The organism is Saccharibacillus deserti (assembly GCF_013618475.1).
Lineage (GTDB): Bacteria > Bacillota > Bacilli > Paenibacillales > Paenibacillaceae > Saccharibacillus > Saccharibacillus deserti.
In genome coordinates, this window is sequence record NZ_JABJVN010000002.1 from 102150 (window position 1) to 127641 (window position 25492).

Genomic DNA, 25492 nt, shown 5'->3' on the forward strand with positions numbered 1-25492 from the left:
CCTGGCCTTATGGGGAAGAGTTTGACCCGCGAAGTCCGCCGCAAGGCGGGCTTTTTGGCTTGGGCGGGTCCGCATGGGGCCTTCCTGTTTATTTCTTTTTTGTAAGCGGTTGAATTGTCATTTTTCCGTAGCCGAAACGTAACTTCTGCAGACGGTGCCGATGATAAAATGAGAGCGAAAAACGCGGTTTGAAGCTTGGCGGAACGTCCGACGGCAAAAAGAAGAAATCCAGCATGTACCCAAGAGAGGGGATAAGAACATGAAGACAGGCAAATGGGAGTTTGCTTCTCCGCGCGCGGCGACGGCGGCCGTATTGGCGGCGGCCCTGCTGTGTGCGCCTGCGGGCGGAAGCGTATCGGCGGAGGCGGGAGGAGCGGAAAGTTTCTCGGGCGCAACGCTGACCAAAGCGATTCCGGAAGGCGCAAAAGTGTCGTCCGCAGCCGCGGCGGCTGCGGTGCAGAAACTGTTTCCGGAGCTCACGCCGGCCCGCCTCGCAGCGGCCGATTACAGCGCGTATTATGCGAGCGAAGCGGATGCGAACAAGACCTGGAGACTTACATACGAGTTTACGGGCCGGGAGAATGCCTCCGCTTCGGTATCGGTCGACGCGGTCAGCGGAGTGCTGGTCGATGCCTATCTGCCGGCTTCGGGAGCCGGCGATTCGAAGTTGAAGCGCGAAGAGGCCTCCGAGCGTGCATTGGCTTTCGTGCTGAAAGCGATGCCCGGCAAGTCGGCCTCGGATTTTGCCGTCGAAGCGGGCGTACCGGCTTATGAAGGCAGCGGTTCGGTCACGCCGCTGTTCGGCAGTTCGAATCACACGTTCTCGTTCCGGGTCAAGGTAAACGGCGTCCCTTCCCAGAGCGAGACCGTCTTCGTAGCCTTGTCGGTCGGCGGGGAAATTGTCAACTATACGCGCAGCATCAACCGCCTGCCTTATCCGTCCGCGGTCCCGGCTCTCTCGGCCGCCGAAGCGCGCCGCGCCTATGAAGCGGACTTCGGCTTGAAATTGGCTTACATTCCCGAGAACGGATGGGGCGGCATCGGTTCGCGCTACTATCTGGGTTACATGCCGTACGACGACTCGGCAGCTCCGATCGATGCCGCTTCCGGCAAGCAGCTGGATACGGCGACCGGGCTGCCTTACGCAAATACGGTAGCCCGGGAAGGAGAAGCGATCAAGTCTTCCAATCTATCGGCTGCGGCCATGGATCCGCTCAAGACGGAAGAAGCCGCACAGAACCGTCTGACCCGGCTCGGTTTGATTCCGGACGGCTACAAACTGAGCGGCCAGCAGACCTATACGCAGGATTATCCGCAGAAAGACACAAAAGTATGGGTATTGGATTTGAACCGGACAGTTCAGGGCGAAACGGGCAATGTAAACGCCCAATTGAATGCCGACACGGGGCAGCTGTATAATTATTACCGCTATGAACCGAATACGTCCGGCGGAAATGTGCAGCCGACGGCGGCGGACAAGTCCCATGCGACCGATTGGGCGGCCAAACTGCTGCCGAATGCGGCGCAGTGGCGGCTGGTGTCGGTGCCAAGCAGCGGCAGTTGGACGCTGGCTTACGGATTCCAGCGTTATGAAGCGGGGCTTCCCGTCGTTGGAGATACGGCGGTCGTTACGGTCGACAAAAAGGGCGGCCTCGGCGAGTTTTATGTCAGCGAGCCTTCGGCTTCGAAAGTGGGGGTATTCCCGCCGGCCGCTTCGGCCAAGCTGACTTCCGCGGAGGCAACGGCCAAATTCCTGGAAGCGACCGAACTCCGCCTGGCGTACAGCCGTTTCGACCGGCCTTCCGCCAACGCCGGCCAGCAGCCGGACGCCAAGATGATCCTGACCTATCTGCCGGTATCGGCATCGGGTGAAGCCTTCGGCATCTCCACGATCCTGGATGCGGCAGACGGAACATGGAAATCGCTGTACGGCGCAAACGCTTCGCGTCCGGATACTCCCGAAGCGGCCGATGTCGCGGGTCACGCCAACCAGGCGGCCTTGGAGAAGATGGTCGAGCACGGCGTTCTGGTTCCCGACGCAGAAGGACGCGTGAATCCGGATACCCATCTGACCCGCGGCGAATGGGCCGATATGCTGGCCCGCGCTGCGCAGCCGGATTATCCGATGTACAACGGAGATTACGGGGGCGATCCGTTCCGCGATACGAATGAAGATAATCCGTACCGGGCCGCGATCGGTTTCCTGGTCGGTCAGGGCTGGCTGACGCCCGACCGGACATCCGATTTCAAACCGGAAGCCGGATTGACCCGCGATGAATTGGCCCATCTGCTGATGGGGGTGCTGAATTACGACAAGCTGGCTGCCTTCTACAACTCTACTGTCGAGCTGCCGGGAATCGCGGACGCTGCGTCCGTCGTTCACAAAGGGGATGCGGCCATCGCGATCAAACTGGGCCTGCTCCCTCCCGTGAATGGCAGCTTCCTGCCGGACCGGCCGGTTACCAAAGCAGAGGCGGCGGTCGTGCTGCTCAAGCTCGCCGAACTTCAGGGAAAAACGGATACGTTCATGAACTGGAATTCCTGGTAAACGCCGATTTTCGGACAGCCAAATCATTGAAAATGAGAGTGGGAAAGCCCTGCGCCTTTGGTGCGGGGCTTTTTCGCGGTCCGCAGGATCGCGCAAACGAAGAAATAAACCCGGCAGCTGTACCTTCCAACGGACCATCAAGCCTTTTGTCGAAAAATTAAGTCTTTTGGCTTACAAGCAAGCGGGGTAAAGCAACCAAAAGATATAGAGGAAGCGAAAGGCTTTTGCATATTAAAGAGATGAATGAGACTTTTGCTTGCTTTACATGTCAGGTAAGAAGGGAAGGAAAAAGAAGCGGTAAAGTGCATTCGACAAAATCCGCTTAGAGAGAGTGTTGAAACACCTTTTTCGAAAAATTTACAGGTGGTCAACTCTTTGTGCCGATGCTAACATAGGTGGCAAGCTTTTTGACACCATGCGAAGGGAGGACGGTTTCCGGAGTCGATTTTCGTTGATCTGTAAACATAGCTGACAGCAAGCGTGCTGCGATGTAAGCTTGTACGTTCACATTTTAACAATTAGAGAGGGGAAGTTGCATTGAAAAAAGAGCAGCATTTGTTCCGTAAATGGTCGGGCGTATCACTGAGCCTAGCTCTGGTCTTGGGAACGGCGCTTCCGACCGCGGCATCCGCACAGTCGCAGAAATCGCCGAACGAACTGGTTCCGTACAACCTGTCCAAAGATTCGATCGGCGGCGGAGCGGCCCAGGATACGATGAGCGCGTTTGCCGTTCAGACCCGCGATCCCGCTTCCATCATCTCGCCGAAACTGGATACCCGATCCCTACATAAAGTGCGCGCTATCGTGCAGCTCAGCCGCGAGCCGGTTGCCGCTGCCGAATCGACGGCCGGCCAGGCGGGGCTTCGAAGCTTCTCGACCGCTTCGGCGGAGCAGTTGGTCGACAGCGAACAGACCGATTTTATTGCCCGGGCCGCGGCTCTGGGCATCGATCTGCAGGTCAACTATCAATACAATACCGTGCTGAACGGACTTGAAGTAACGGTATCGTCGAAAGACCTGACGGCGCTGGCTTCGATTCCGAATGTCGTCTCGATCGACGAAAACCAGACGTATCTCGAAATTCCGGTCGATGAAAAAGAAGCGTCCGCCGGCGACAACTTCGAGATCCAGCCGCTGAAGCAGATGGGCGTGGATGAAGCCTGGAGCGAAGGATTTACCGGAAAAGGCTTGAAAGTCGGCGTCATCGATACCGGCGTCGACTATCTGCACCCGGATCTCAAAGACGCTTACAAAGGCGGCTACGATTCGTTCGAGCAGGACAACGATCCTTACGAAGAACCGCCGATCGTCATCGACGGAACGACTTATGCGGGTACAAGCCACGGTACGCACGTCTCCGGCACCATCGTGGGACGAGGCACGAATCCGACATCGGAACTCGTTCAAAAAGGCGTTGCCTACGATGCCGATCTGTATGTGTACAAAGTACTCGGCCGCAACCTCGAGACCGGCCGCGCTTCGGGTTCTTCGGCGCAGGTCATCGACGGTATCGAACATGCGGTCAAAGACGGCATGGACGTCATCAATCTGTCGCTGGGATCGGACTCGAACAAAGATCCCAATTCGCCGGACGCGGTAGCGATCAATAATGCGGTATTGTCCGGCGTCACGGCTGTTATTGCAAGCGGCAATGCTGCGGACGAAGGTCCTTACTATTATTCGATGGGTTCTCCGGCATCCTCGCAGCTGGCCATCTCGGTCGGCGCCGTAACAAGCGAAAGCAATCATTATGCGGCTACGTTCTCGGCGGCTGTCGAAACGGCTCCGGCCGCTTCGGCGGCAGCGGAAGCAGCGCCCAAAGCGGCGGAAGAAACCTCGACCGAAGCGGCAGCGCCAAGCGAAGAGCCGGCTGCGCAAGCAGCGGAAGGCGACGCGGCAGCGGTTCCGGCAGCGGAAGAAGCCGCGGCAGCACCGGCCGTAAGCGACGCGGCCGATACGGTGACGCAGGCGGTCTACGGCGAATACGGTCCGTACACGACGGATATTCTGGCCTGGAAAACCGGCCAGGAAGATTTCGCTTCGCTGCTCGGCACTGAACCGAACGAAGCCGTATATGCGAATCTCGGCACGGATGCGGATTACGACAAGCTGGCTGCGGACGGAGTCGAAGTGGCGGGTAAGGTCGTCGTGGTCTCCCGCGGCAATCTGACCTTCGATGCCAAAGTTCGCGGCGCTGCGGCGCACGGAGCCAAAGCCGTCGTGATCTTCAACGGCAACACGGTTCCGGGCAATCCGAATCTGGCAGACTTGTCCGAGTCGCTTCCGGGCCGTGATGCGCCGGTCGGTTCGGTAGCCTTCCTGGGCGACAGCTTCGATTATGTCCCGTACTTCGACATGAGCGGCGTCGAAGGACGCAAGCTTGCGAGACAGCTGGTCGAATCGGGATCGCCGGAATTTGAAATTTCGTTCGGCGCCGAATATCCAAAGACGGTCGTGGAAGGCGACAAGATGGCGTCGTTCAGTTCGCGCGGCCCGAACGGGGACGAGAACCTGAGCATCAAACCGGACGTTGTGGCGCCGGGCGTCAATCTGCTGTCGACTTACCCGGAATACGGCAAGTTCGATGACGGAATCAGCTATGATGAAGCTTATGCGCGTTCCAGCGGTACAAGCATGGCGGCTCCGCACATCGCCGGTCTGGCTGTGCTGCTGAAGCAGAAATATCCGGATTGGACGCCGTTTGATGTACGGGCGGCGCTCGCCAATACGGCCGATACGATTGCGGACGACGCGGGTACTCCTTACGATGTCTATTCGCAGGGTGCGGGCCGCGCTTATGTAGCGGATGCGCTCGATACGCCTGCCCTGCTGCAGGCGGTTGAAGAAATCCGCGTGCTGAATACCGATCTGGTCGAAGTGCCGGTGACCAACTACGCTTCTTCGACCTCGTTCGGTGTTCTGAGCGCGGACAGCGGCGAAGTAAGCCGGGAACTGCAGTTGAAGAGCGTAACGGGCGCGCCGGTTTCTTATACGGCGAGCGTAGTGTGGCATGACAACGTGACCTCCGATCCGACCAACCCGATCGCTACGCCGGATACAAGCAAGATTTCGGCGAAATTGACGGGACTGTCCGGCGGATCGGTCAGCGCTTCTGCGGGAACTCCGGCCGAATTCGGTCTGGCTATCGATCCTTTGTCCGATGCGGCCAAAGGCGTGTATGAAGGCGAAGTGCTGCTGAAATCTTCGGCAGGACCGGATCTGCACCTGCCGTTCGCCGTCCATATCGGCGATGAAAAGCCGGCAACGGGCTTCGGACTTCAGGATATCGGGCTGTCGGAACGTATCATTACCCCTGACGGAGACGGAAACCGCGAAGCGACCGATGTCTCCTTCACCCTCTCGGCCGATGATGTGAACTATATCCAGATCGCCGTTTACGGCATCGACGATGAGTATATCGGACTGGTCGGACAAATTGTCGACGAAGACGAGAATGGCAGCCTGAAGATGCTGGAACCGGGCCGCTACGTCTTTGAAGATATCGACGACTATTATCTGGACGAGAAAACGATGAAGATCGGCAAGCTTGAGCCGGGAACCTACCAGCTCGAACTGCTGGCTACGCAGCTGGATTCTTCCGGCGCCGTCGTCGACGAAATCCAATACCTGGCTTATTCCAGCTACCGTATTGCGGATCGCAAAGAACTGCTGGTCGACGAAGCGATTGCAGCTTTCGACAAAGCGGCCGCAGTCGTCAACACGACCCGGATCGGACCGAATGTACTGGAGCTGAAATCGACGAATGAAGTGAAGTTCCAGGTGACCGGAAGCGATCATCCGAACCTTATCAACAGCAAAGGCGCTCTCCGCGCCCTGCCGTCGACACCAACGGTCGTCAATCTGGAAGTGACCGCTTCCTACAAGAAGAATTCCAAAATCAACGAAACGTTTATCGTACCGGTTACTCTGCTGCCGAAGCAGTAAGCGTGAAGGTTTGACTCCGGCGCCTTTACGGGATTTCCCGTAAAGGCGTTTTTTTGTGGATAACAGAGGAAACAAAGTAAAACCGGCTTCCGCTGGGCGGAGGCCGGTCGGGTTTGAACAGACAGCGGGCAGGGCAGGCACTCTTTTAGCTGCGGGAAGAATGGGTACGAATGACAACCTTGCCCCGGGTGCGGCCGGATTCGGCCAGTTCGTAGGCGGCACTTGTTTCTTCAAGCGGAAACACGGCTTCGATCAGCGGCTGCATCAGCCCTTCGTCGCACCACTGCCGCAGAAGGCTCAGGTCCGCGTCGTTGGAGTTGGCGATAATGAAGCGCGCTTTGCGCCCTGTAGAACCGGAGAAGACGCGTCCGATCATCGAGGAAGGACCGGGTACCGTCGTCACGTAGGTTCCTTGTTCGTTCAATAACGCGCGGCAGCCCCGGAATCCGTATTTGCCCGCGGCGTCGAAGATGACGTCGAACGTTTTTCCGCTTTTGTGAAAATCGTCCCGGTCGTAAGCGATCACGTCTTCGCAGCCCAGCGCTCTTGCCGCGGCTTCGCCGGAAGATCGGCAGACGCCGGTGACATGGGCGCCGAGGATCGCGGCCATCTGAACCGCGTAATGGCCGACGCCGCCGGTTGCGCCGATCACCAGCACCCGCATGCCCGATGTCAGGCCGCCGGTCGGCACAAGCGCCTGGTAAGCCGTCGAGGCGGCCAGCGGAACGGCTGCCGCGTCGTCGAAATTCAGCGAAAGGGGTTTGCGGGAAGCGACCGAAGCTTTGCAGCAGAGCACTTCCGCCAGTCCGCCGCCCTGCGAAGCGCCGTTGGTAAAGCCGTATACTTCATCGCCGGGAACGAATCCTTCGACGCCGGCGCCGCATTCTTCCACAATACCCGCGAAATCGGAATTCAGAATCTTGGGGAAACGAAATCCGGACAGGAAAAACAAATAGCCTTTGCGTACTTTGAAATCGATCGGATTGATGGATGTGGCCCGTACGCGTACTTTGATCTCTCCGGCACGCGGCTGGGGTTCTTTGACCTCTTCGATCCGGAAGACGTCCGGTCCTCCGTATTTTCGTATCACTGCCGCTTTCATTTGAATCGCCTGCTTTCTTTTCGCTTGGGTCACTTGTGCTATTACCCTATTCGACACCCAAAAGAAGCCCCGTCCGCGATAGAACCCAAATCCTGCAGTTCTTTCGCGGCCGAGGCCTCCGAATGTTCCTTATGAAGCTGTGGGTGGACTTACAGGACGCTCGGTACCGGCGTTTCCAGCGTATCGAACAGGAAGTCTTCGTCGCGCAGCGGTTCCACGTGAACCGTGCGCACGTAGCCGTTGCCTTTTTTGGAGAAGAAATCGTGCTGTTTGGTCTGCGTCTTGAGGCCGTTCATGACGATCGGGTTGATACTTTCTTCGTCTTCTTCGAACTGCGGTTCCAGGCCCAGGTTCATCATCGCTTTGTTGGCGTTGTAGCGTACGAACTTGTCGACTTCATCCTTGAGGCCGATCTTCGTGTACAGCTGCTCCGTATACAGCTCTTCGTTGGCCTGGAGCGTGTGCAGCAGCTCGTACAGTTCCTTCGTCGCCGCTTCGGCTTCCGATGCCGGGAGATCGCGCAGCACTTCCTGGGCCAGCACGCCGACGTACACGCCGTGAATGCTCTCGTCGCGCAGAATCAGGTCGATGACTTCGCCGCTGCTCGTCATTTTGCCTTGTCCGGCCAGGTAGAGAGGGTAGAAGAAGCCGCTGTAGAACAGGTAGCTTTCCAGCATGACCGAAGCGCCCATCGCCAGATAAAGATCTTTTGGCGTCTGGATGTTCTGATAATACTTGGAGATGATTTCGGCTTTCTTTTGCAGCAGCGGATTTTCTTCGACCCAGCGGAACACCTTGTCGATCTCTTCGGTGGAAGCGAGCGTCGTGAAGATACTGCTGTACGATTTGGCGTGGATCTGCTCCATCATGCCCATGAACGCGAGTACCGCTTTGCGCTGCAGGTCTTCGACATGCTCCATGATCTGCGGCATGCCGACTCCGCCCTGCACGGTATCGAGGAGCGTCAGGCCGCCGAGGACCTGCATATAGGCTTCCCGTTCGTCTTCGCTGAGCGTAATCCAGGACATTTTGTCGTCGGACAGCGGGATTTCGTCGTCGGTCCAGAACTGCATAATATTTTGATTCCAGAACATCAGGGTGAAGTCGTCTGCGGGACGGTTCCAGTTGACGGCTTTGATCATGTTTAGTCATCCCTTTCGGTGTGGGTCATATAAATTAAGTTAATTGTGGGCAAAGTTGGATATTCGTAAGCACAGATGAACCGGATTGCGGGCAATCCGGGACGGCTGCACAGAATTCTTATTATCGGCGCAAACGAAGCAAAAGTAAAGCGGGGCGTTTTGCTCGAGACCGGAATGTCCGGATCGTGGAAAAGGCGCCCCGCAGTGTCACGTTATCGTTCGAGCTTTTTGAAAAAAGGTGAATGTACTCGTTCCTGCCGCGTTCCCGCCGAAGTACGGCTTAGATCGCGCAGCTGATGCATTCTTCCACGCTCAGATGGTTCGTGCGCGTGTAGTACAGGGCTTTCAGGCCTTTGCGAGCGGCATACAGGTAGTAGCGGGCCAAATCGCGCGTCGTTACGTTGCTGTTGACGTGCAGGATGGCCGAGATGCCCTGATCGATATGCTCCTGGATCTCGGAGATCAGATCGATGACCTTGAACTGGTTCATTTGGTAGGCCGATTTGTAGTAGAAGAAATTCTCCTGGGCCAGGTAAGGCATCGGGAAGTACGTCGTCGAGTTGGCATAAGTGCGCGTCTCGATCGCATCGACGATCGGCATGACGCTCGACGTGGAATTCTGGATGTACGAGATACTTTGCGTAGGCGCGATCGCCAGACGGTAAGCGTGGTACAGGCCGTTGGCTTGAACCAGCGTACGCAGATGGTTCCAATCCGCCGTCGTCGGGATGTGCATGCCTTCGAACAGCGATTTGATCCGGTCGGTACGCGGGCTGTAGTCGGTCTGTACGTACTTGTCGAAGTATGTACCTTTGGCATACTCGGATTTCTCGAAACCTGCGAACGTGACATTGCGATCGCGGGCGATTTCCATGCTTTTCTCGATCGAGTAGTAGTTCATCATCATGAAGAACGTACGCACGAAGTCGATCGCTTCGTCGCTTTCATACGCGATTTTGTTCTTGGCCAGGTAGCCGTGCAGGTTCATTGCGCCGAGACCGACGGAATGCATCTCGCGGTTCGCTTTGGCTACGCCCGGAGCGTTTTGCACTTCGGTCATGTCGCTGACGGCGGTAAGGCCGATCATTGCTTCGTGCACCGACTCGCGGATTTTGCCGAGGCCCATCACGTTTGCGATATTCAGGGAAGCCAGGTTGCAGCTGATGTCGCGGCGGATATCGTTCGCTTGGCCGTAATCGCCGATCGTCGACGTTTCTTGAAGCTGGTAGATTTCGGTGCACAGGTTGGACATTTTGACCATGCCCAGATCTTTGAGCGCGTGATTGTTGTTGGCGTTGCTCTTGTTCATGATATAAGGGTAGCCGGATTCGAGCTGGATCATGGCGATCTTCACCAGCATGTCGCGGGCGCTCATGACGGTCTTTTTCTTGATGTTGTCGTTCGCGAGCAGTTCGTCGTACATCTCGTCGATCTCGAGGTCGTCCAGATGTTTGCCGTACTCTTTGTAGACGGAGTAAGGACCGAACACCACGAGCGGCTGGTTGTCTTCCGCAAGCTTATAGAAGCGGTTCGGGATGATAAGGCCGATCGACAGCGTTTTGAGGCGCGATTTCTCGTCGGCGTTGATTTTTTTGCTGTCCAGGAATTCAAGCACGTCCCAGCCGAAAATGTTGTAGTAAGCGGCGCCGGAACCTTTGCGCTGACCCATTTGGTCGGCGTAGGAGAACGCGTCTTCCATCAGTTTCAGGACCGGCATCACGCCTTTGGCTGCGCCTTCGACGCCTTTGATCGGCTCGCCGCGTCCGCGCAGTTTCGACAGGTTGACGGCTACGCCGCCGCCGATCTTCGACAGCTGCATGCAGGTCGAGAGCACGTAGTTGATCGAGTTGAGCGCGTCGTCCATTTCGAGCAGGAAGCAGGAGACCAGTTCGCCGCGGCGGCTTTTGCCCGCGTTCAGGAACGTCGGGGTCGCCGGCTGTACGCGCTGCTCCATGATCGCCGTTACGAGCGACTTGGCGTTGTCGACATTGCCGGCACCGAGGTGCAAAGACACGATCGCGGCGCGGTCGGCGTACGTTTCCAGGTAAGTCGACTTGTCGTTGCTTCTCATTGCGTAGTCCGTGTAGAACTTGGAAGCGGCCATATACGAAGCGAATTCGAACGGAACGTTATGCGACGTCTCGAACACCGACACGACTTCTTCGCGCGTGTAGTTTTCGTACACGTTCTCGTAGTAGTCGTTTTCGATCATATAATCGACCTGGGAAGCGAAGTCGGGGAAAGTCAGGCTGCGCTGGGCGACTTCCTCCATGAATACGGCTACGGCTTCCTTGTCTTTCTCCAGTCGGAAAAACCCGTCGGCGTTTCTCAGCATCAGTTGGTTGTTCAGTTCAATATGCCGCAAGGCTGTTCAACTCCTCTTTGAAATGTAAAATATCTTTTTTCGTGCCGGACAGTTCGAATTTGCAGAGGACAGGCACGCCGTAAGTCTGGGAAATGGTATCCGCGCTCTTGGCGAAGCATTGTCCCCAGTTGCGGTTGCCGCTGGCGGACACGCCGCGCAGCTGCTGTGCGTTCTGCTGGAGGAAAAGGTTGACTTTGTCCGGTACCTGACCGAAGCCCGTCGTATAGGTAACGAGGATGAAAGGCTCGTCCAGCTTCATCGTCTCGTCGATCTGAACCGAAGGAAGTTCCAATTTATCAATAAATCTCCGTACGTTTCCAGTCTTGGAATCGTAAGCGATCACCATGTGCTTTCACGCTCCTCGATTGCCCGCTTAAATCTATATCTAGTTTTAACCGGGTCAGTGTTACTCATTTTATAACCAGATATGGGGTTTGTCAAAGCACAAATTTTAGAAAATAAAACCGTTGAAATTGTCTGCGGACGCGAAAAAGCGAGCAATCGAAGGGAAAAAGGCGGTTTTGCGGTCCAAGAATGCCCATACGGGGATTGACGCGCACGAAAGCAGAGGGAGTTTCTGGAGAATGGCGCAGCAGTGCGGAACGGAAGACAGACCGCAAAGCAAAAACGGTGAAGAAGTGCAAAGAGCCGTTCGGAAATTCGGAATCCCTAAGTGAAAAAAAGTTAGATGTGCGGGAAAAGGATGGAGATGCGGCTGCAGATCGAAGCGTTTCCGTGGAAGGAAAAACTGTGGATGACGGGGATATCCGCGAAAAACAAATCTGTGGATGGCGGGGATAATGGGGATATCCGCAGAAGCTTATCCGTACGCAAAAACCCGATGTCCGCTCGAAAGCGTAGCATCGGGTCAACGGAGAAAGGCGGAAGGTACGATTCCCGGCGCAGCGAAGCGGGAAAGCCTGCTGCGCCCTACTGGCCTTCCGACACGACCGGCTTGATCATCCGGTCGTACAGATGTCCGCTCAGCTCGATGGAGCCGTCTTCGCGGTAGCCCAGGCGCTCATAGAGCGCCCGGGCTTTAACGTTCGCGCGGTCGACGAGCAGCATCGTCTGCCGCTCGCCCAGCTCCGCCGCCCGGCGCTCGAACGCTTCGATCAGGCGGGTCCCGAGTCCGGACCCTCGGTAAGCCCCGTCCACCGCCAGCGAATCCAAATAGTATTCGCCCGGCCGGGCTTCCGGCAGCAGTCCCGCCGTAGGAAGCCCCCGCTCCCGCAGGCGCCGAAGCAGCGGCGCGTCCAGCGCCTCCGCGTCGGCACCGGCATAGCTCAGCGCGAATCCGGCCAGCCGGCCGTGTTCGTCTTTGCAGACGAGCGCGTTCTCGCGGCTTAAGCGGCAGCCCGGCGAACGAAACAGTTCCGCGAGCGTCCCAAGGGTCTCCGGCAGATCCGTCGTACCCGCGAGAGTATGCGCGATATCGCCGATCGCTTCATACATGAGCCGGGAGACGGCTTCCGCATCTTGTGCGTCGGCAGGATAGATCCCAAATACGGAAGAATGGGTCATTTCGTGTTCCCCTTTCGGAATAAAGATAGCCGGAAAGCGGTCCGCCCTTCAATCGGGATCGTGATCCGGATCGGCCGCCTGGCGTTTTTTCTTTTCCACGTGATCGGGATGTCCCAGATAAAACCGCCGGATCGGCTTTACGTCGCCGTCGAGTTCGTAGACAAGCGGTACCCCGGTCGGAATATTGAGATCGAGCAGTTCATGCTCTTCGAGGTCTTCCATAAACTTGATCAGGGCCCGGATCGTGTTGCCGTGCGCGGCGATCAGCAGATGCCGGCCTTCCCGCACGCGCGGAGCGATTTCCTCTTCCCAGAACTCGCCCACGCGCCGGATGGTGTCCTGCAGACTTTCGCCGGCCGGCAGTTCGCCGGGCGTCAGGTCGGCATACCGCGGATCGCTGCCCGGCAGCCGCTTGTCGCCGGCTTCCAGCAGCGGGGGACGGACCGTCAGACTGCGGCGCCAGAGGTGAACCTGGTCTTCGCCGTATTTCTCGGTCGTTTCCGGTTTGCTGAGACCCTGAAGGGCCCCGTAATGCCGTTCGTTCAGCTTCCACGATTTCTCTTCCGGAATCCACAGCAGTCCAAGCTCGTCCAGCGCATAATGCAGCGTTTTGATCGAGCGCTGCAGAACGGACGCGTAAGCGGCATCGAACGTATAAGCCGATTCGCGCAGGATGCGTCCGGCGTCTTTGGCTTCTTCGATGCCCTGCTCCGTCAGGTCGACGTCCGTCCAGCCGGTAAACAGATTGCGTTTGTTCCACTCGCTTTGACCGTGTCTGATCATGACTACCCGATACATAGAAGCATCTCCTTTTGGCAAAAACTTAACAGGTCTCTCGGATGGATTACAAAAAGAAAAAACTCCTTTCCGCCGGGCCGAAGCCGAAACGGAAAGGAGCGCTTGAACGGATTACTCGGCGGCTTTGATGTCGGTAATCGTCAGGATTTTGGTCTCGGCATCAAACTGTTCTTCCGTATACGTGAACGTGACTTTGGCATCCGCGGGAATCTTGCCGATCTGCGCCTGCGCTTCTTCGGACAGCTGGTAGGCTACCGCTTTGCCTTTGACTTCGATCTCGGCGGTGTGGCCGTCTGCCAGACCGACATATTCGCCTGCCGCCGTTTGCGCGGCTGCAGCGGTATCGGCCGGCTTGGTCTCGGCCGGCTTGGTCTCGGCCGGCTTGGTCTCCGCGCTGCCGTCTTTGGAAGGGGTCGTTGCGGCTGCGGAGCTGTCTTTGTCTTTGTCGTCGTCGCTTGGAACAGGAGTTTCCGTCGTATTGCCCTGCGTCGTCGCGCCTTCATCGATCGTGATGCTCGAATCCTTGGCGTCCGGCAGCTTTTGGGAATCCTTGCTCTCCGGTGTGCCGCCGTTGTCCGTCGTGCCGGCGGCCGGTGCGTCTTCTTCGATGTCGATGTCCGTCTCGTTGGTCGGATGGTTCGAATTGTCTTCCTTGGTCTTGGTTTCTTCCGGAGGCAGCGTAGTCGCATCCGATTCCGATTGCGAGGCGGGTGCCGGCGAATTCGCTTCGTCGCTGCCGCATGCGGCCAATACGCCCGTCAGCATCAAAGTCAGGGCCAGATAGGATAAAGATTTCATTTTATTCATTTAGTCAAACACCTCCAAATGGTTATACGCCAAAGTCTCTCAAAAGTTACACGGCGGCCGGCCGCCGCAGAAACGGCAGGAGTGCGGCCGCGTCTCCGAAGTTTGGGAGCTTCGCGAAAAGTCTTCCTTCGTATTGTTACCCAAAAAGCGAGCCGGATGCAAACTTGCCGCCCCGGAAGAACAAGAAAAGCGGGCTGCGGCTGCGAATTTGTTGGTGCACGGATCTCCATTCCTTCTGCTTCTATAATAGAAGCAACCTAACAGCCAATATCCGGCTGCCTGTCCGGTTTGGACGAATCGGCAGCTTCGGGTTTCGCATTCGCCTTCCGATTGGGTACAATGAATAGGAGTGTTCATTATGCGAATGCCCGGTACCCCCGATCAGGCGGGATGCGCCGGGCGACAATCGAGAGGAGCGTTTGACGATGACCCAAGAGCAGGACCCACAACGACAGCAGCAGGTGCGAGAGGCTGCGGATCTGGCCGCGCATTTCGACGTGACGGTCGAACAGGCGAGAGAAATGCAGTTTGCGGAAGGGCAGACGCTGATCTGGACGGAAGCGTTCAAGCTGGACAGCTGGCTGATTCTGATGAAGCCGACCGACGATCCCCAGCAGCCGGAGCCTTTCTTCGGCAATATGGACGGACACGGTTGGGCCTTTTTGTTTACCGATCCGATGCACGCGCAGGTATTCGGCCGCAACAATAATCTGATCACGCCGGGCGGCAACGTGCTGATCGCCAAGATGAAAGTCGACGCGATGATCGATTGGCTGGAAGAGATCGGCCGGTCGGGGCTGTACGGCGTACGCTTCAACGAAGGCGAGCAGGGCTGGTTCACACCGGTGGACAGCCTGCGCGCCATGCAGGATTACGTGGAGATTCAGGAGACACGCCGGAAAGAGCTGGAAGCGGAAGAGTAAACGGATAGAAGGCTGCGACGAAAAAGGCGACACGGCATTGGGCCGTGTCGCCTTTTTATCTGGGAAGAGATGCAGAAGCTCTCAACCGGGCAGTCTCTTTTATCCGCTTATTCCGACAAGACCGCGGGCATGCCCGTCTGCGGAAGCGTGAACGACCAATCCGCGTCCCGGTACGTATGGTTGACCATCACGCGCCGGAGCGTCAAGGCGCGCGGCGCTTCAGCCAGGCCGCTGACGATGAATTCCCCGTCGAGCGGTTGGTCTTTGCCCATGCCGAAAGCACCGGAATACTTCGCTTCGTAACGTTTGCCGGTCTCGTCTTCCGCGACCCAATCGTTCAAGCCGAAGAAGTTGTTGGACGTGCCGGTTACCCCGATCACCAAAGCCATTTCCGAAGGCTCCACTTCTTTTTTGTGCGCGATGGGAAGAGTCGGATTGCGCATGATTCGCGCTCCCGTCAACACAAGCTTGTCGCCCGAATCTTCGAACTTGGCCGGCTTCTCGGCGGAGAGGGCGGAGGGATCGAACGTTACCGAGGCATCGGATTGTTCCCGGATGACGTAGCTGTCCAGAACGAATTTGATCTTTTGCCGGTCATAATCGAGATTGTCCAATACCTGGAACCAGCGGGCATGTTGGGTCCAGCGGTCGAGGTCGAACGGTTTGTCCGGTTCGTCTTTGGTATCGCTGCCCTGAATTATGCTGCCGCTCTCGTCTTCCAGATGATAGTCGAGCTTGTGGTAAGCCGCCGTGCCGCCGGCCGCTTTGGCGGCGGCTTTGGCGTTCAGCGACGTCTCGTATTCCAGCGAGCCGCCGCTTGGCGTACGCGTCGCTCCCCTCATCTGAATGACCACGCCTTGAGGCGTCGTGTAGCTGTCGGGAATCGGAGTCTGGATCGTATGTGCGGTCGCGTCGCTCAAATCGACGTCGATCGAAAAATTCCAGTTGCCGGAAGCCTGCCGTTTGGGCTTGTAATCGACCCACTTGTCCACCCGGTTGATCTCGGCTTCGATCTGCATCTTTTCGGTCAGGACCGGACGCGTAAAATGCAAATTGTATTTGCTGGTGCTGCCGTCGATGATCTCGCCGCTCCACGTGGCGATCTCCGCGTAATTGCCGTCCGTGATCCGGAACCGGGGATTGACGGAACCGTTGAACGGATCACCGTTCTTGTCGGTAATCGTGAGTCCGACGACGATCCGGTTGGCATCGGCGATCAGCTCGTTGACGGCGATCGTGAAGCCCTGATCTTCGACCCGGATCTGCGGATCCAGCACTTTCCCCGCTGCCCGGACGGCTTTCATGCCCTGATCGGGAGCCATCGGCAGGTCCGTCGCGAACAGCGAGCGGACGCGGTCCGCGATCGTCGGCTGCGCATAGAGCAGCGCTCCGCCGACCAGCAGAATCGCAAGCGCCGCCGCGATCCAGGAGCGCGTCCGCCGGCTTCGCGGCGAAGCCGCCGAAGACCGACGCTTGTCGTCTTGCGGTTCCGCGGCTGCGCTTGGCGGTTCGGGCGCTTCGATCTCTATCCCGCCTAGTTCCGCCATGAACCGGTCGGTGAAGTCTTCCGGCAGCGGCTCTTCGGACAACAGCTCCGTCCAGCGGGCGTCTTCCGCTGTCCCGGTATCCCGTTTGGGCGTATGCGGCGGGACGCCGCCGGGTCCGTTGTTCGCCCGGTTCTGCCCAGCACGGCTGTGCCCGCCAGTCCCGGATGTGTCTTTGGGGTTATGAGCGGTTTTTCCCGCTTCGGTACGCGGCCGAAAATTCATAGGTATGCTCCTCCTTCGCCGTCATCTTTTTACGCAGGCTCCGCTTCGCCCGGTGCAGCGCGTTGTTGACCTGCGGGGCCGTCATGCCGGTCAGTTCGGCAATTTCTTCATGGCTGAGCTGTCCGACATAGCGCAGGACCATGGCCAGCCGGTAATGTTCCGGCAGCGTATCGAGCAGCCGGTCGAGTTCGCTGCGCAGTTCGCGCCGCAGTGCGAGCGACTCCGGCGCGCCGGCTTCCGGGGCGGCTTGATGGCCGGATTCGGCCTGCGGCACCGGCACCATGCGCCGGCCCCGGTCGCGGTACAGATTGAGCGCGATCGCGTGCAGCCAGCCGGAGAAACTTTGTTCCGGCCGGTGCGAAGCCAGCTTGCGGTACGCTTTGAACAGCGTTTCCTGCGTCAGATCCTGGGCGTCCGCTTCCGGCAGGCCCATTTTGCGGAAAAGTCCGTACAGTTTGTTTTTGTAGCGGTCGACGATGCCCGCGTAGGCTTGTTTGTCGCCCGCGAGCACTTCGCCGACCAGCGTCCGGTCATCCGGCAGTTCCATGTGCGCTCCTCCTTTTTCCCATCGGTATACCGATAAGACTCCGCTTCCCGCAAACTCCTCTCACCGGAGCCCGAATTTTTTTGCCGGCCGTTTTGGTATATAGTATAGAGGATTATTTACCGGGCATCGCGAACAGAGAACAACGTGAAGGAGTGAAGTGAATGCGAAGCGCCCTGGAACATATCCGTGCCCACATGGCGGAGCAGGAAGAAGGAGCCGGACCCGCGGGTCCGGACGAAGGCGGCATGCCGGCCTGGCTGCAAATTCTGTCTTCGGCGGAAGAGTATATCGTCAATTACGAACGGATCGGCTCGATCGGCGAAATGGAACGGCTGAATCCGGTGCTGGCCTACGTGGAGCGGAGCCTCGGTCTGCTGGACGGGCAGCGGCTGTCTTTTTGGATCAAGGAACTGCTGGAAGAAGTGCTGGCCTGGAGCGAGACGGCAAAAGGCGGGACAAGGATCGACCGGATCGGCTGGCAGCGGCAGGGCATCAATATTTTCGTACATAACGAAGGGTCGGCGGATCTCTACCTGGCCAAATCTCCGGGAAGCATCGGCGACCGGGAACGGTTGGCCGCGCTGCTGATCCGAACCCACGGACTGCTCGGCCAGTATCTGCGCGGCGAGGTGCCGTTCACTGCGAATCTGCCGCTGCGCGGACCCGTCGACGAGGGGCTGCTGAGCGAGACGGAACTGGCGCGTCTATTGATGGCGCTGAACCGCTGCGTGATCGGCGCCGTCTCCGAAGAGCTGTGGCAGAGCGTCGAACGCGATCTGGAAAACTGCGTGCTGCATGTCTCGCTCGGCACGGTGCCGGAAGGAGACGGACTTGCGCGCCGTCTGCGCAGACTGCGTGCCGACGCGATACTTCGCGGCGAAGATTTCGACGGGGAACTGGCGCGGATCGACGAAGAGCTGCGGGCATCCGGCTCTTCGGGCGGATTGGAAGAAGCTTTTGCGAGACTCGGCGACAAGACGCTCTGGTATGTGGAAGCGGCACTCGGCGAGTTCTCGCTTGAAGAGTTCGCCAAGATGATGCAGCTTGCGCTGCGCGGGGCCGAAGAACGTCCGGAAGCCCGGCATATCAGCTTCGAGCGTCTGATGCACGGGCTGTATTACGACTACAAAGGCATCAAGAAAATCAATCTGTACAAAAAACGGATCATCGAAAAATATTTGCGCGAACTCGATTGGGCGGCGGTTCTGGGCGGAGGCCTGCATACCGACAGTCCGCATCTGCATCACCGGACCAGCCGGGTGAACGGCAACCCGGATACGTGTTTCTTCGGCTTCGCCTTTTCCCCGGCCGCGGAAAAGCTGATCGATTTCTGCGTGGAAGCCGAGAAGTCGCCGCTGTACGAACGGGCCGTGCTGATGCTGATGGACCTGTTCGGACTGCGGCGCGACGCCTACGACCGTTTTCACAACGAAGAAGAATATCTGGAGACGATGAACGGATCCGCGGACGACAAAAAAGTGCTGCTGTCTTACATCGTCGGCTCGCGCGTGCTGGATATCGGGCCGGGCGGCGGGGTGCTGCTGGATCTGATCGAGCGGGAGCTGCCGGAAAAAGAAGCGATCGGCATCGATATCAGCGAGAACGTGGTCGAAGCGCTGGAACGCCGCAGACGGCTGGAAGGCCGAAGCTGGCAGGTGCTCAAGGGAGACGCGCTGAACCTGACGCAGACGATCGAACCGGGCCGTATCGACACCGTCGTTTTTTCTTCCATTTTGCACGAGCTGTATTCCTATATTCCGTTCAACGGGCAAAAGTTCAATCTGGATACGGTACGGGCGGCGCTGCGAAGCGCGTTCGAGCTGATCCCCGCCGGCGGCCGCATCCTGATCCGCGACGGGATCATGACCGAACCCGCGGATCAGACGCGCCGGCTGCTGTTTCGCGATCCCGGAGCCGTGCAGCGCCTCGAACGGTACGCCGCCGATTTTGGCGGACGCCGGATTTCGTTCGAGCGTCTGGGTCCGCAGGAAGTGCGGATGCCTGTCAACGACGCGATGGAGTTCCTGTACACGTACACCTGGGGCGAGGAAGCGTATGTGCATGAAGTGCAGGAACAGTTCGGCTATATGACACCGTCCCAATATGAAGGCTGTATCCGCGAGCTGTTCGGGGACGCGGCGAAGATCGTGTTCAGCCGGTATTTTTTGCAGGAAGGCTATACGGTCGCTCTGCGGGAAAAAGTAACGGTGACGGACGAAGCGGGAAGCGAACTGCCGCTGCCGGACAGCACCTGCCTGATCGTCGTCGAAAAAGTACGCGAAACCCCGGAGACGCCGCGGGCGTAACATAACGGGGACAAAGAGAAACGCTTAACGAATCTCGCCTATCCATCTGTTCAAGGAGGTTCTTCCATGCCAAAATGGGCAAAAACGGTGCTGTACCTGGTGATTGCGGCGGTGCTGACCCGGCTGATTCCTTTTTCGTCGCTGTTTCGCAATCTGAATACCATGATCCACGAATTCGGGCATGCGATTGTGGCGCTCGCCACATCCGGCCGGGTCGCGGGGATCAATCTGAACGCGAACCACAGTGGGGTCACCTATGTCACGACCTTCTCGACCTGGAGTTCCATCCTCGTCTCGCTGGCCGGTTATCTCTCCGCTTCGCTGTTTGCCGTGCTGCTGTTCTACGGCTACTACAAGCGGCAGCAGAAGCAGGGGCTGATCCTGATGACGGCGGTCGCGCTCATTATGCTGATCCTGTACGTGCACGACGGGTTCGGGGTCATCTGGCTGATCGGATTCATCGCACTGAATGCGCTGATGTATTTCGTCTGGGAGCCTGCGCGCAATTTCTATTACATGCTGCTGTGCTTCCTGACGCTGGAAGAGTCGATCTTCAGCTCGCTGTATCTGGCCTGGCTGTCGATAACGTCTCCACGATCGGCAGGCGATGCGGCGCTGCTGGCACAGGAGACATTCGTGCCGGCGATCGGCTGGTCGATCCTGTTCGTGGCGTTCTCGCTGCTGTGTGCAAATTGGGCGATCCGGCTGTTCGTGAAGACGCACGAGACCCGCTCGTCCGGACGGGGCTCCGGCAGCGGGACACGCCGATCCAAATCGAAAGTCCGGGCTTAAACAGCCTTATCCAACAATCAGGCGGCAGCCAAAGGGGAGTGTGCAAGATGACGGATAAAAAAAGCTGGCGGGAACGCGTGACCGATTACGGACGAGACAAATTCGGGGTAGGCGTAGGCAGCGGCGATCCGGCGGCCAAAGCGCAGGCGGAGAACGCGGCGGCACAGCCGATCGACGAAGCGGAATTGAACAAGCGGATCAAAGGCTACGGCAAAGAATATTCGGACGAATCGTTCTGGGACAAGGTCAAGACGGTCGGCAAAAAGGCAGGCGTCAAAGTCGTATACGCCGCGCTGCTGCTGTTCTACACACTCAAGGACGCGGACGTTCCGCCGTGGGCGAAGTCGGTCATTATCGGTGCGCTGGCCTACTTTATCGTTCCGCTCGATCTGCTGCCCGACTTTATTCCGGTCGTGGGCTTCGCGGACGATTTCGGTACGCTGGTCGCGGCGGTCGCGGTCGTCGCCAAGCTGATCAACGACGATACGCGCGGCAAAGCCCGGGCGAAACTGGTGGCTTGGTTCGGCGAGAGCGCGACGCTCGATCTGGGCGAGGTGGAAGCGAAGCTTGCGCCGGTATCGGTCGACCGCGAAGCGATCGTGAAGGAAGCGGACGCAGCGGAAGCCAAAAGCAAAGGACAGCCGAAACCGTAATTCGCCGCCCCGAAGGGAGTAGGGGGTACATGTCCGAAAAGGCCATCTGGAAGCCGGATTTGACCCGAAAAGAATACCAGGTTGCATAAAAAGCAGCGTAGAAGCTCGTTTGGGCCCGATTAGGGGCCGGAACGGCGGCTGCGCTGCTTTTTGGGATACGTAAGTTTAATTATACGCGCTGAGCGGGCTGTACGTTGACAAAAAGGCAATCAAGCTGGCGCATGTATCGGGCTGTTACCCGACCGCTCAGCCCTGCGCGGCTTCGATCCCCAGCGCCAGCGACCCGGCCAGCCCGGCGTTGTCGCCGAGTGCCGGCGGCACGATATAGCGGTCCATGTCGTCCAATACCGCCGAAGCGACGTAGCCGTTCAGGTTCCGCGCAACCTTGGACCGGATCAGCGGGAACAGCTGGCTCTGGTGCATGACGCCTCCGCCGAGAATGATTTTCTTCGGCGAGAGCAGCAGGATCGCGCCGGTCACGGCTTCGGCCAGATAATGCGCTTCGATCTCCCAAGCCGGGTGGTCTTCCGGCAGACTGTCGCTGCCTTGTCCCCAGCGCTTGGCAATCGCCGGCCCCGCGGCCATGCCTTCCAGGCAATCGCCGTGATACGGGCACGCGCCTGCGAACGTGTCGTCCGGATGGCGCCGCATCGGGACATGGCCGCCTTCGGGATGCACCAGTCCGTGTACCCGCCGTCCGCCGACGTATACGCCTACGCCGATTCCGGTGCCGACCGTGTAATAGACGCAGCTGTCGAGGCCGCGCGCCGCTCCCCAGCGCGCTTCGCCGAAAGCGGCCGCGTTGACGTCGGTATCGAATCCGGCCGGCACGTTCAGCTTCTTTTTCAAATGCCCCAGCAGGTCGTAATGGCTCCAACCAGGCTTGGGTGTCGTGGTCACATGGCCGTAAGTATCGCTCTGCGGATCGAGGTCGAGCGGGCCGAAGGAACCGACGCCCAGCGCTTCGATATTTTTGCCTTCGAAATACTCGGCCGCACGTTCCGTCGTTTCTTCCGGTTTTTCGGTCGGAAAGCTGACTCGGTCCAGAATCTCTCCGTTTTCACTGCCGATCCCGCAGACGAACTTTGTTCCGCCCGCTTCGATTGCTCCGATGATCATGATGGTGTCCTCCCGCAAATCGTTTTGGTTTGTTGCCGTATCCTTTGTTTTCGATCCTTTATCTATTATACCTGTACCCGTTTCGCGCATTATGCTATTTTATTGAAGAATGAGGGAAGCGTTATCTTGAAAGGAGCGTACACACATGAGCGGGAACGGCAGCACAGATAATCACGGGACGGACACGATCGAACTGGGAGGAAGCTGGAGAATCAAAGACTTCGCGCCGGGAACGACACCTGCGCAGGAGAACGCGGCGGCGATGCTGGACGACCGGTACTGGATGACCGGCAGCGTGCCGGGCGACGTCCACGGCGCGCTGATCGAGCGGCGGGTGATCGAGGACCCGTATTTCGGGCACAACGATCTCAAAAGCCGCTGGATCGAAGAGCGCGAATGGTGGTACCGCCGCGGGTTCGAATACGGCGGAGCGCTGACGCGGGAACCGGGCGAACGCTTCGAGCTGACGTTCGACGGGCTGGATACGTTCGCGACGGTGTTCGTCAACGGCCATGAAGTGGGCACGTCGCGCAATATGCTTATGCCGCATACGTTCGACGTCACGCGGGTGATCCGGTCCGGCTGGAACGTGATTGCCGTCCGGTTCGACCCGCTGCTCCCGCATCATCAGGGCAAAGAGCGGTTCGATTGGTCTTCGTATACGAAAGAACGTCCATGGCTGCGCAAAGCGGCAATGAATTTCGGTTGGGACTGGGGCCCGCGCCTCGTCACTGTCGGGATCTGGGGCGGAGTGACGCTGAAGCGGCATCGCCTGGCGAAAATCGAAAGCGTATTCGCCCAAACGCGTTCGATCGAAAACGGCGCAGCGAACCTCGCCATCTCGACAGACGTGACGACGTACCGCGGCATGCCCGACGTTCCGCTGACGCTCAGGTTGAGCCTGTCGGACGAGGACGGGCGCCGCGTGTACGAAGCGGAAGTCGCGGAAGACGGAGCGGATCCAAGCCGCTCCACCGAGACAGGCAGCGCGGCCGGGCACGATCCCGGTTCGTCCCCGGCCGCCGAATCGGATGTCCGGCCGGAATCCGGCGAACGCCGTCAGGGCGCTTTGTCCGCAAGTCCGGTGACGCCGGGCCGGCGCTCCGCGCTGCGGCGCCGGGCGGCTTTTCGCACCGAGGCGCTGCTGCCGGACGCCCGGCTGTGGTGGACGCATGATCTAGGGAAGCCGCATCTGTACACGCTGACGGCCGAACTTTATGCGGGAGACGAGCGAATCCATACCGATACCCAGGCGATAGGCGTGCGCACGATCGAACTGCGGACCGAAGACGAAGAGGGGCGCGCGGCGTTCCGCTTTTTCCTCAACGGGAAGTTCGTATATGCAAGAGGGGCCAACTGGATTCCCGCGGACAATAGGATCGGCAGCATCCCGGATTCGCGTTACGGCGAACTGATCGCGCTGTCGGCGGAATCGGGCATGAACATGCTGCGGATCTGGGGAGGCGGCATTTACGAAAAAGAAATCTTCTACGACGAATGCGATCGGCGCGGCCTGTTGGTCTGGCAGGATTTCGCTTTTGCGAACGCGCTGTTCCCTGATTTCAACGCCGACTTCATGGACAATGTGCTCGACGAAGTGGAAGCCAACGTCAAACGGCTGCGCGGACGCGCTTCGCTTGCGCTCTGGTGCGGCAACAACGAGATTGACTGGCTGTACGATATGAAGACGGCAAGCGGCGATATCAAGAGCGACTTCTACGGCGAACTGATCTACCACGAGCTGATCCCCGAAGCGCTGGAGCGGCTCGACCCCAACCGCGCGTATTGGCCGTCCTCGCCGTACGGCCGAAGCGGCGATCAGGACGACAACGATCCGGACGCCGGCGACCGGCACAACTGGCAGGTATGGCACGGTTCCGTCTATCCGAGGGCTTTCGGCGAAGCGCCGGTGCTGGACTACAGCATCCAAGGCGTGACTTTTAAAAATTATAAAAAGGACATGGCGCTGTTCAGCAGCGAATTCGGCATGCACGCGTCGGCCAACCGCTACACGCTGGAGAAAAACATGCCGGAAGACAGTCTGGTCTGGGGCGGGGAAGAGATGGCGTACCGCAACAAGGACACCAACCACCGCAAAGGCATTCTGCTGATGGAAGGCTACACCGGCATCCCGCGGAATATCGAGGAGTATATGAATTTCTCGATGCTGACCCAGGCGGAAGGGCTGCGTTACGGCGTCGAGCATTACCGGCGCAATCCGCGCAGCGGCGGAAGCCTGATCTGGCAGCTCAACGACAGTTGGCCGGGGACGAGCTGGGCGATGATCGATTACGAACTTCTGCCGAAAGCTTCCTATTACTATGCCAAAAAGTTCTACGCGCCGCTGCTGCTGTCGCTCGAACACGAACCGGGCGGTCCGCTGCGGGTCTGGGCGGTCAACGACGGACCGGAGCCTGTCGAAGCGGAAGTCGTACTGGAAGTTTGGCGTTTTGACGGGGAAAAGGTTGGGGAATATGTTTTCCGTTCCGGCGGCGCTTTCCGAGGACCGGTGCTGCTGGGCGAGGTGAGCGAAGCGGACGCGTTAAAAGGCGGCGATGCGGCGGAGACGGTCGTCCGGCTGCGTTTTGCGAAAAGCGGCGGATCGGAAGATCCGGCAGAAGTATTGCGAACGGGTACGGCGGAAGCCGCCGGAACGATGCCGGAATACGAGCAGTTCTATCTGCTGCGCGATCAGCGGGAAGTGAAGCTGGGCCGGTCGGTGCTGGCATGGAGCGTTTCGGCTGAAGAAGATCGAACCGAAGGAACAACGACAGGGGACACGGCAGAAGCCGAACCGCCCGCCTCTGCGGTTAAAGTGACGATCCAAGCTGCGGGTACGCTTGCGCGTATGGTCAAATTGGAGCTGCCGCTCGGCCGGGTACGTTTCAGCGACAATTTCTTCGATCTGCTGCCCGGCGAGCTGCGGGAGGTAGCGCTGTCGCTGCTGGACGGTTCGCCGCTGTCGGAAGAGTCCGTGCGGCACAATTTGCGAGTGAGCGCGATGAACGGTGCAGCACACTCGGAAGTAAGCGCGTTAGAGAAGCGATAAATGGCGGCAGGTAATCATTATGCTGCAAAAGGATAAAAGCGCTTCTGCCATTGAGGGCGGAAGCGCTTTTTGAATTAATCGTATGCGGCCTGCATAAGCCATA

General features: G+C 58.5%; 17 protein-coding genes. 7 read left to right on the forward strand and 10 right to left on the reverse strand.

The annotated features are described in order from the left end of the window. Positions 1-259: 259 nt before the first annotated feature. Positions 260-2548 carry a YcdB/YcdC domain-containing protein gene (locus tag HOP44_RS06565; protein ID WP_172251786.1) on the forward strand — a complete coding sequence of 763 codons (2289 nt, stop codon included), beginning with the start codon at positions 260-262 and terminating at the stop codon, positions 2546-2548. Between the two features lie 537 nt (positions 2549-3085). After that, complete coding sequence (locus HOP44_RS06570; RefSeq protein WP_172251788.1) at positions 3086-6493, forward strand: S8 family serine peptidase; 3408 nt, start codon at positions 3086-3088, stop codon at positions 6491-6493. A 145-nt stretch (positions 6494-6638) separates the two neighbouring features. On the opposite strand, the gene HOP44_RS06575 is transcribed toward HOP44_RS06570, so the two are convergent. The 7 genes from HOP44_RS06575 to HOP44_RS06605 form a co-directional block, all read right to left on the reverse strand. Beyond that, entirely contained in the window at positions 6639-7595 is a 957-nt protein-coding gene (locus HOP44_RS06575; protein WP_172251790.1) for an NAD(P)-dependent alcohol dehydrogenase, read from the reverse strand. 149 nt (positions 7596-7744) lie between these two features. Beyond that, entirely contained in the window at positions 7745-8737 is a 993-nt protein-coding gene (gene nrdF / locus HOP44_RS06580; protein WP_172251792.1) for a class 1b ribonucleoside-diphosphate reductase subunit beta, read from the reverse strand. Between the two features lie 280 nt (positions 8738-9017). Further along, complete coding sequence (nrdE, locus tag HOP44_RS06585; protein ID WP_172251794.1) at positions 9018-11102, reverse strand: class 1b ribonucleoside-diphosphate reductase subunit alpha; 2085 nt, start codon at positions 11100-11102, stop codon at positions 9018-9020. After that, complete coding sequence (nrdI, locus tag HOP44_RS06590) at positions 11089-11448, reverse strand: class Ib ribonucleoside-diphosphate reductase assembly flavoprotein NrdI (protein WP_172251796.1); 360 nt, start codon at positions 11446-11448, stop codon at positions 11089-11091. Before nrdI ends, nrdE begins: the two co-directional genes overlap by 14 nt. Before the next feature lie 584 nt (positions 11449-12032). After that, positions 12033-12626, reverse strand: a complete 594-nt coding sequence (locus HOP44_RS06595) for a GNAT family N-acetyltransferase (RefSeq protein WP_172251798.1) — start codon at positions 12624-12626, stop codon at positions 12033-12035. A 48-nt stretch (positions 12627-12674) separates the two neighbouring features. Next, positions 12675-13424, reverse strand: coding sequence for a 2,3-diphosphoglycerate-dependent phosphoglycerate mutase (gene gpmA, locus HOP44_RS06600; protein ID WP_172251800.1), 750 nt, complete (start codon positions 13422-13424; stop codon positions 12675-12677). Positions 13425-13535: 111 nt separating this feature from the next. Next, positions 13536-14231 (reverse strand): hypothetical protein, encoded by a 696-nt coding sequence (locus tag HOP44_RS06605; RefSeq protein ID WP_172251802.1) that lies wholly within the window; start codon positions 14229-14231, stop codon positions 13536-13538. Positions 14232-14656: 425 nt separating this feature from the next. Here HOP44_RS06605 and HOP44_RS06610 point away from each other — a divergent pair, with 425 nt between their 5' ends. Continuing rightward, positions 14657-15154, forward strand: coding sequence for a hypothetical protein (locus tag HOP44_RS06610; RefSeq protein ID WP_172199339.1), 498 nt, complete (start codon positions 14657-14659; stop codon positions 15152-15154). Positions 15155-15261: 107 nt separating this feature from the next. Here the strand turns inward: HOP44_RS06610 and HOP44_RS06615 are convergent, their stop codons facing one another. Then, positions 15262-16923: a DUF4179 domain-containing protein gene (locus HOP44_RS06615; protein ID WP_172251804.1), complete on the reverse strand. Its 1662-nt coding sequence runs from the start codon at positions 16921-16923 to the stop codon at positions 15262-15264. Next, positions 16880-17470 carry an RNA polymerase sigma factor gene (locus HOP44_RS06620; RefSeq protein ID WP_172251806.1) on the reverse strand — a complete coding sequence of 197 codons (591 nt, stop codon included), beginning with the start codon at positions 17468-17470 and terminating at the stop codon, positions 16880-16882. Before HOP44_RS06620 ends, HOP44_RS06615 begins: the two co-directional genes overlap by 44 nt. 161 nt (positions 17471-17631) lie before the next feature. Between HOP44_RS06620 and HOP44_RS06625 the strand changes: the two genes are divergently transcribed. The 3 genes from HOP44_RS06625 to HOP44_RS06635 all read left to right on the forward strand — a co-directional run bounded on the left by HOP44_RS06625 (position 17632) and on the right by HOP44_RS06635 (position 21221). Next, positions 17632-19776, forward strand: a complete 2145-nt coding sequence (locus HOP44_RS06625) for a class I SAM-dependent methyltransferase (protein ID WP_172251808.1) — start codon at positions 17632-17634, stop codon at positions 19774-19776. A 66-nt stretch (positions 19777-19842) separates the two neighbouring features. Next, a complete protein-coding gene (locus HOP44_RS06630; RefSeq protein ID WP_172251810.1) occupies positions 19843-20568 on the forward strand; it encodes a M50 family metallopeptidase in 726 nt (241 codons plus the stop codon). A gap of 47 nt (positions 20569-20615) precedes the next feature. Then, the gene (locus HOP44_RS06635) at positions 20616-21221 is read left to right on the forward strand and encodes a YkvA family protein (protein ID WP_172251812.1); all 606 of its coding nucleotides are present in this window, start codon (positions 20616-20618) and stop codon (positions 21219-21221) included. A 246-nt stretch (positions 21222-21467) separates the two neighbouring features. Here HOP44_RS06635 and HOP44_RS06640 read toward each other — a convergent pair whose 3' ends face one another. Further along, positions 21468-22340 (reverse strand): ROK family protein, encoded by an 873-nt coding sequence (locus tag HOP44_RS06640; RefSeq protein ID WP_216667500.1) that lies wholly within the window; start codon positions 22338-22340, stop codon positions 21468-21470. A 145-nt stretch (positions 22341-22485) separates the two neighbouring features. Between HOP44_RS06640 and HOP44_RS06645 the strand changes: the two genes are divergently transcribed. Continuing rightward, entirely contained in the window at positions 22486-25389 is a 2904-nt protein-coding gene (locus tag HOP44_RS06645; RefSeq protein ID WP_172251814.1) for a beta-mannosidase, read from the forward strand. Positions 25390-25492: the final 103 nt, after the last annotated feature.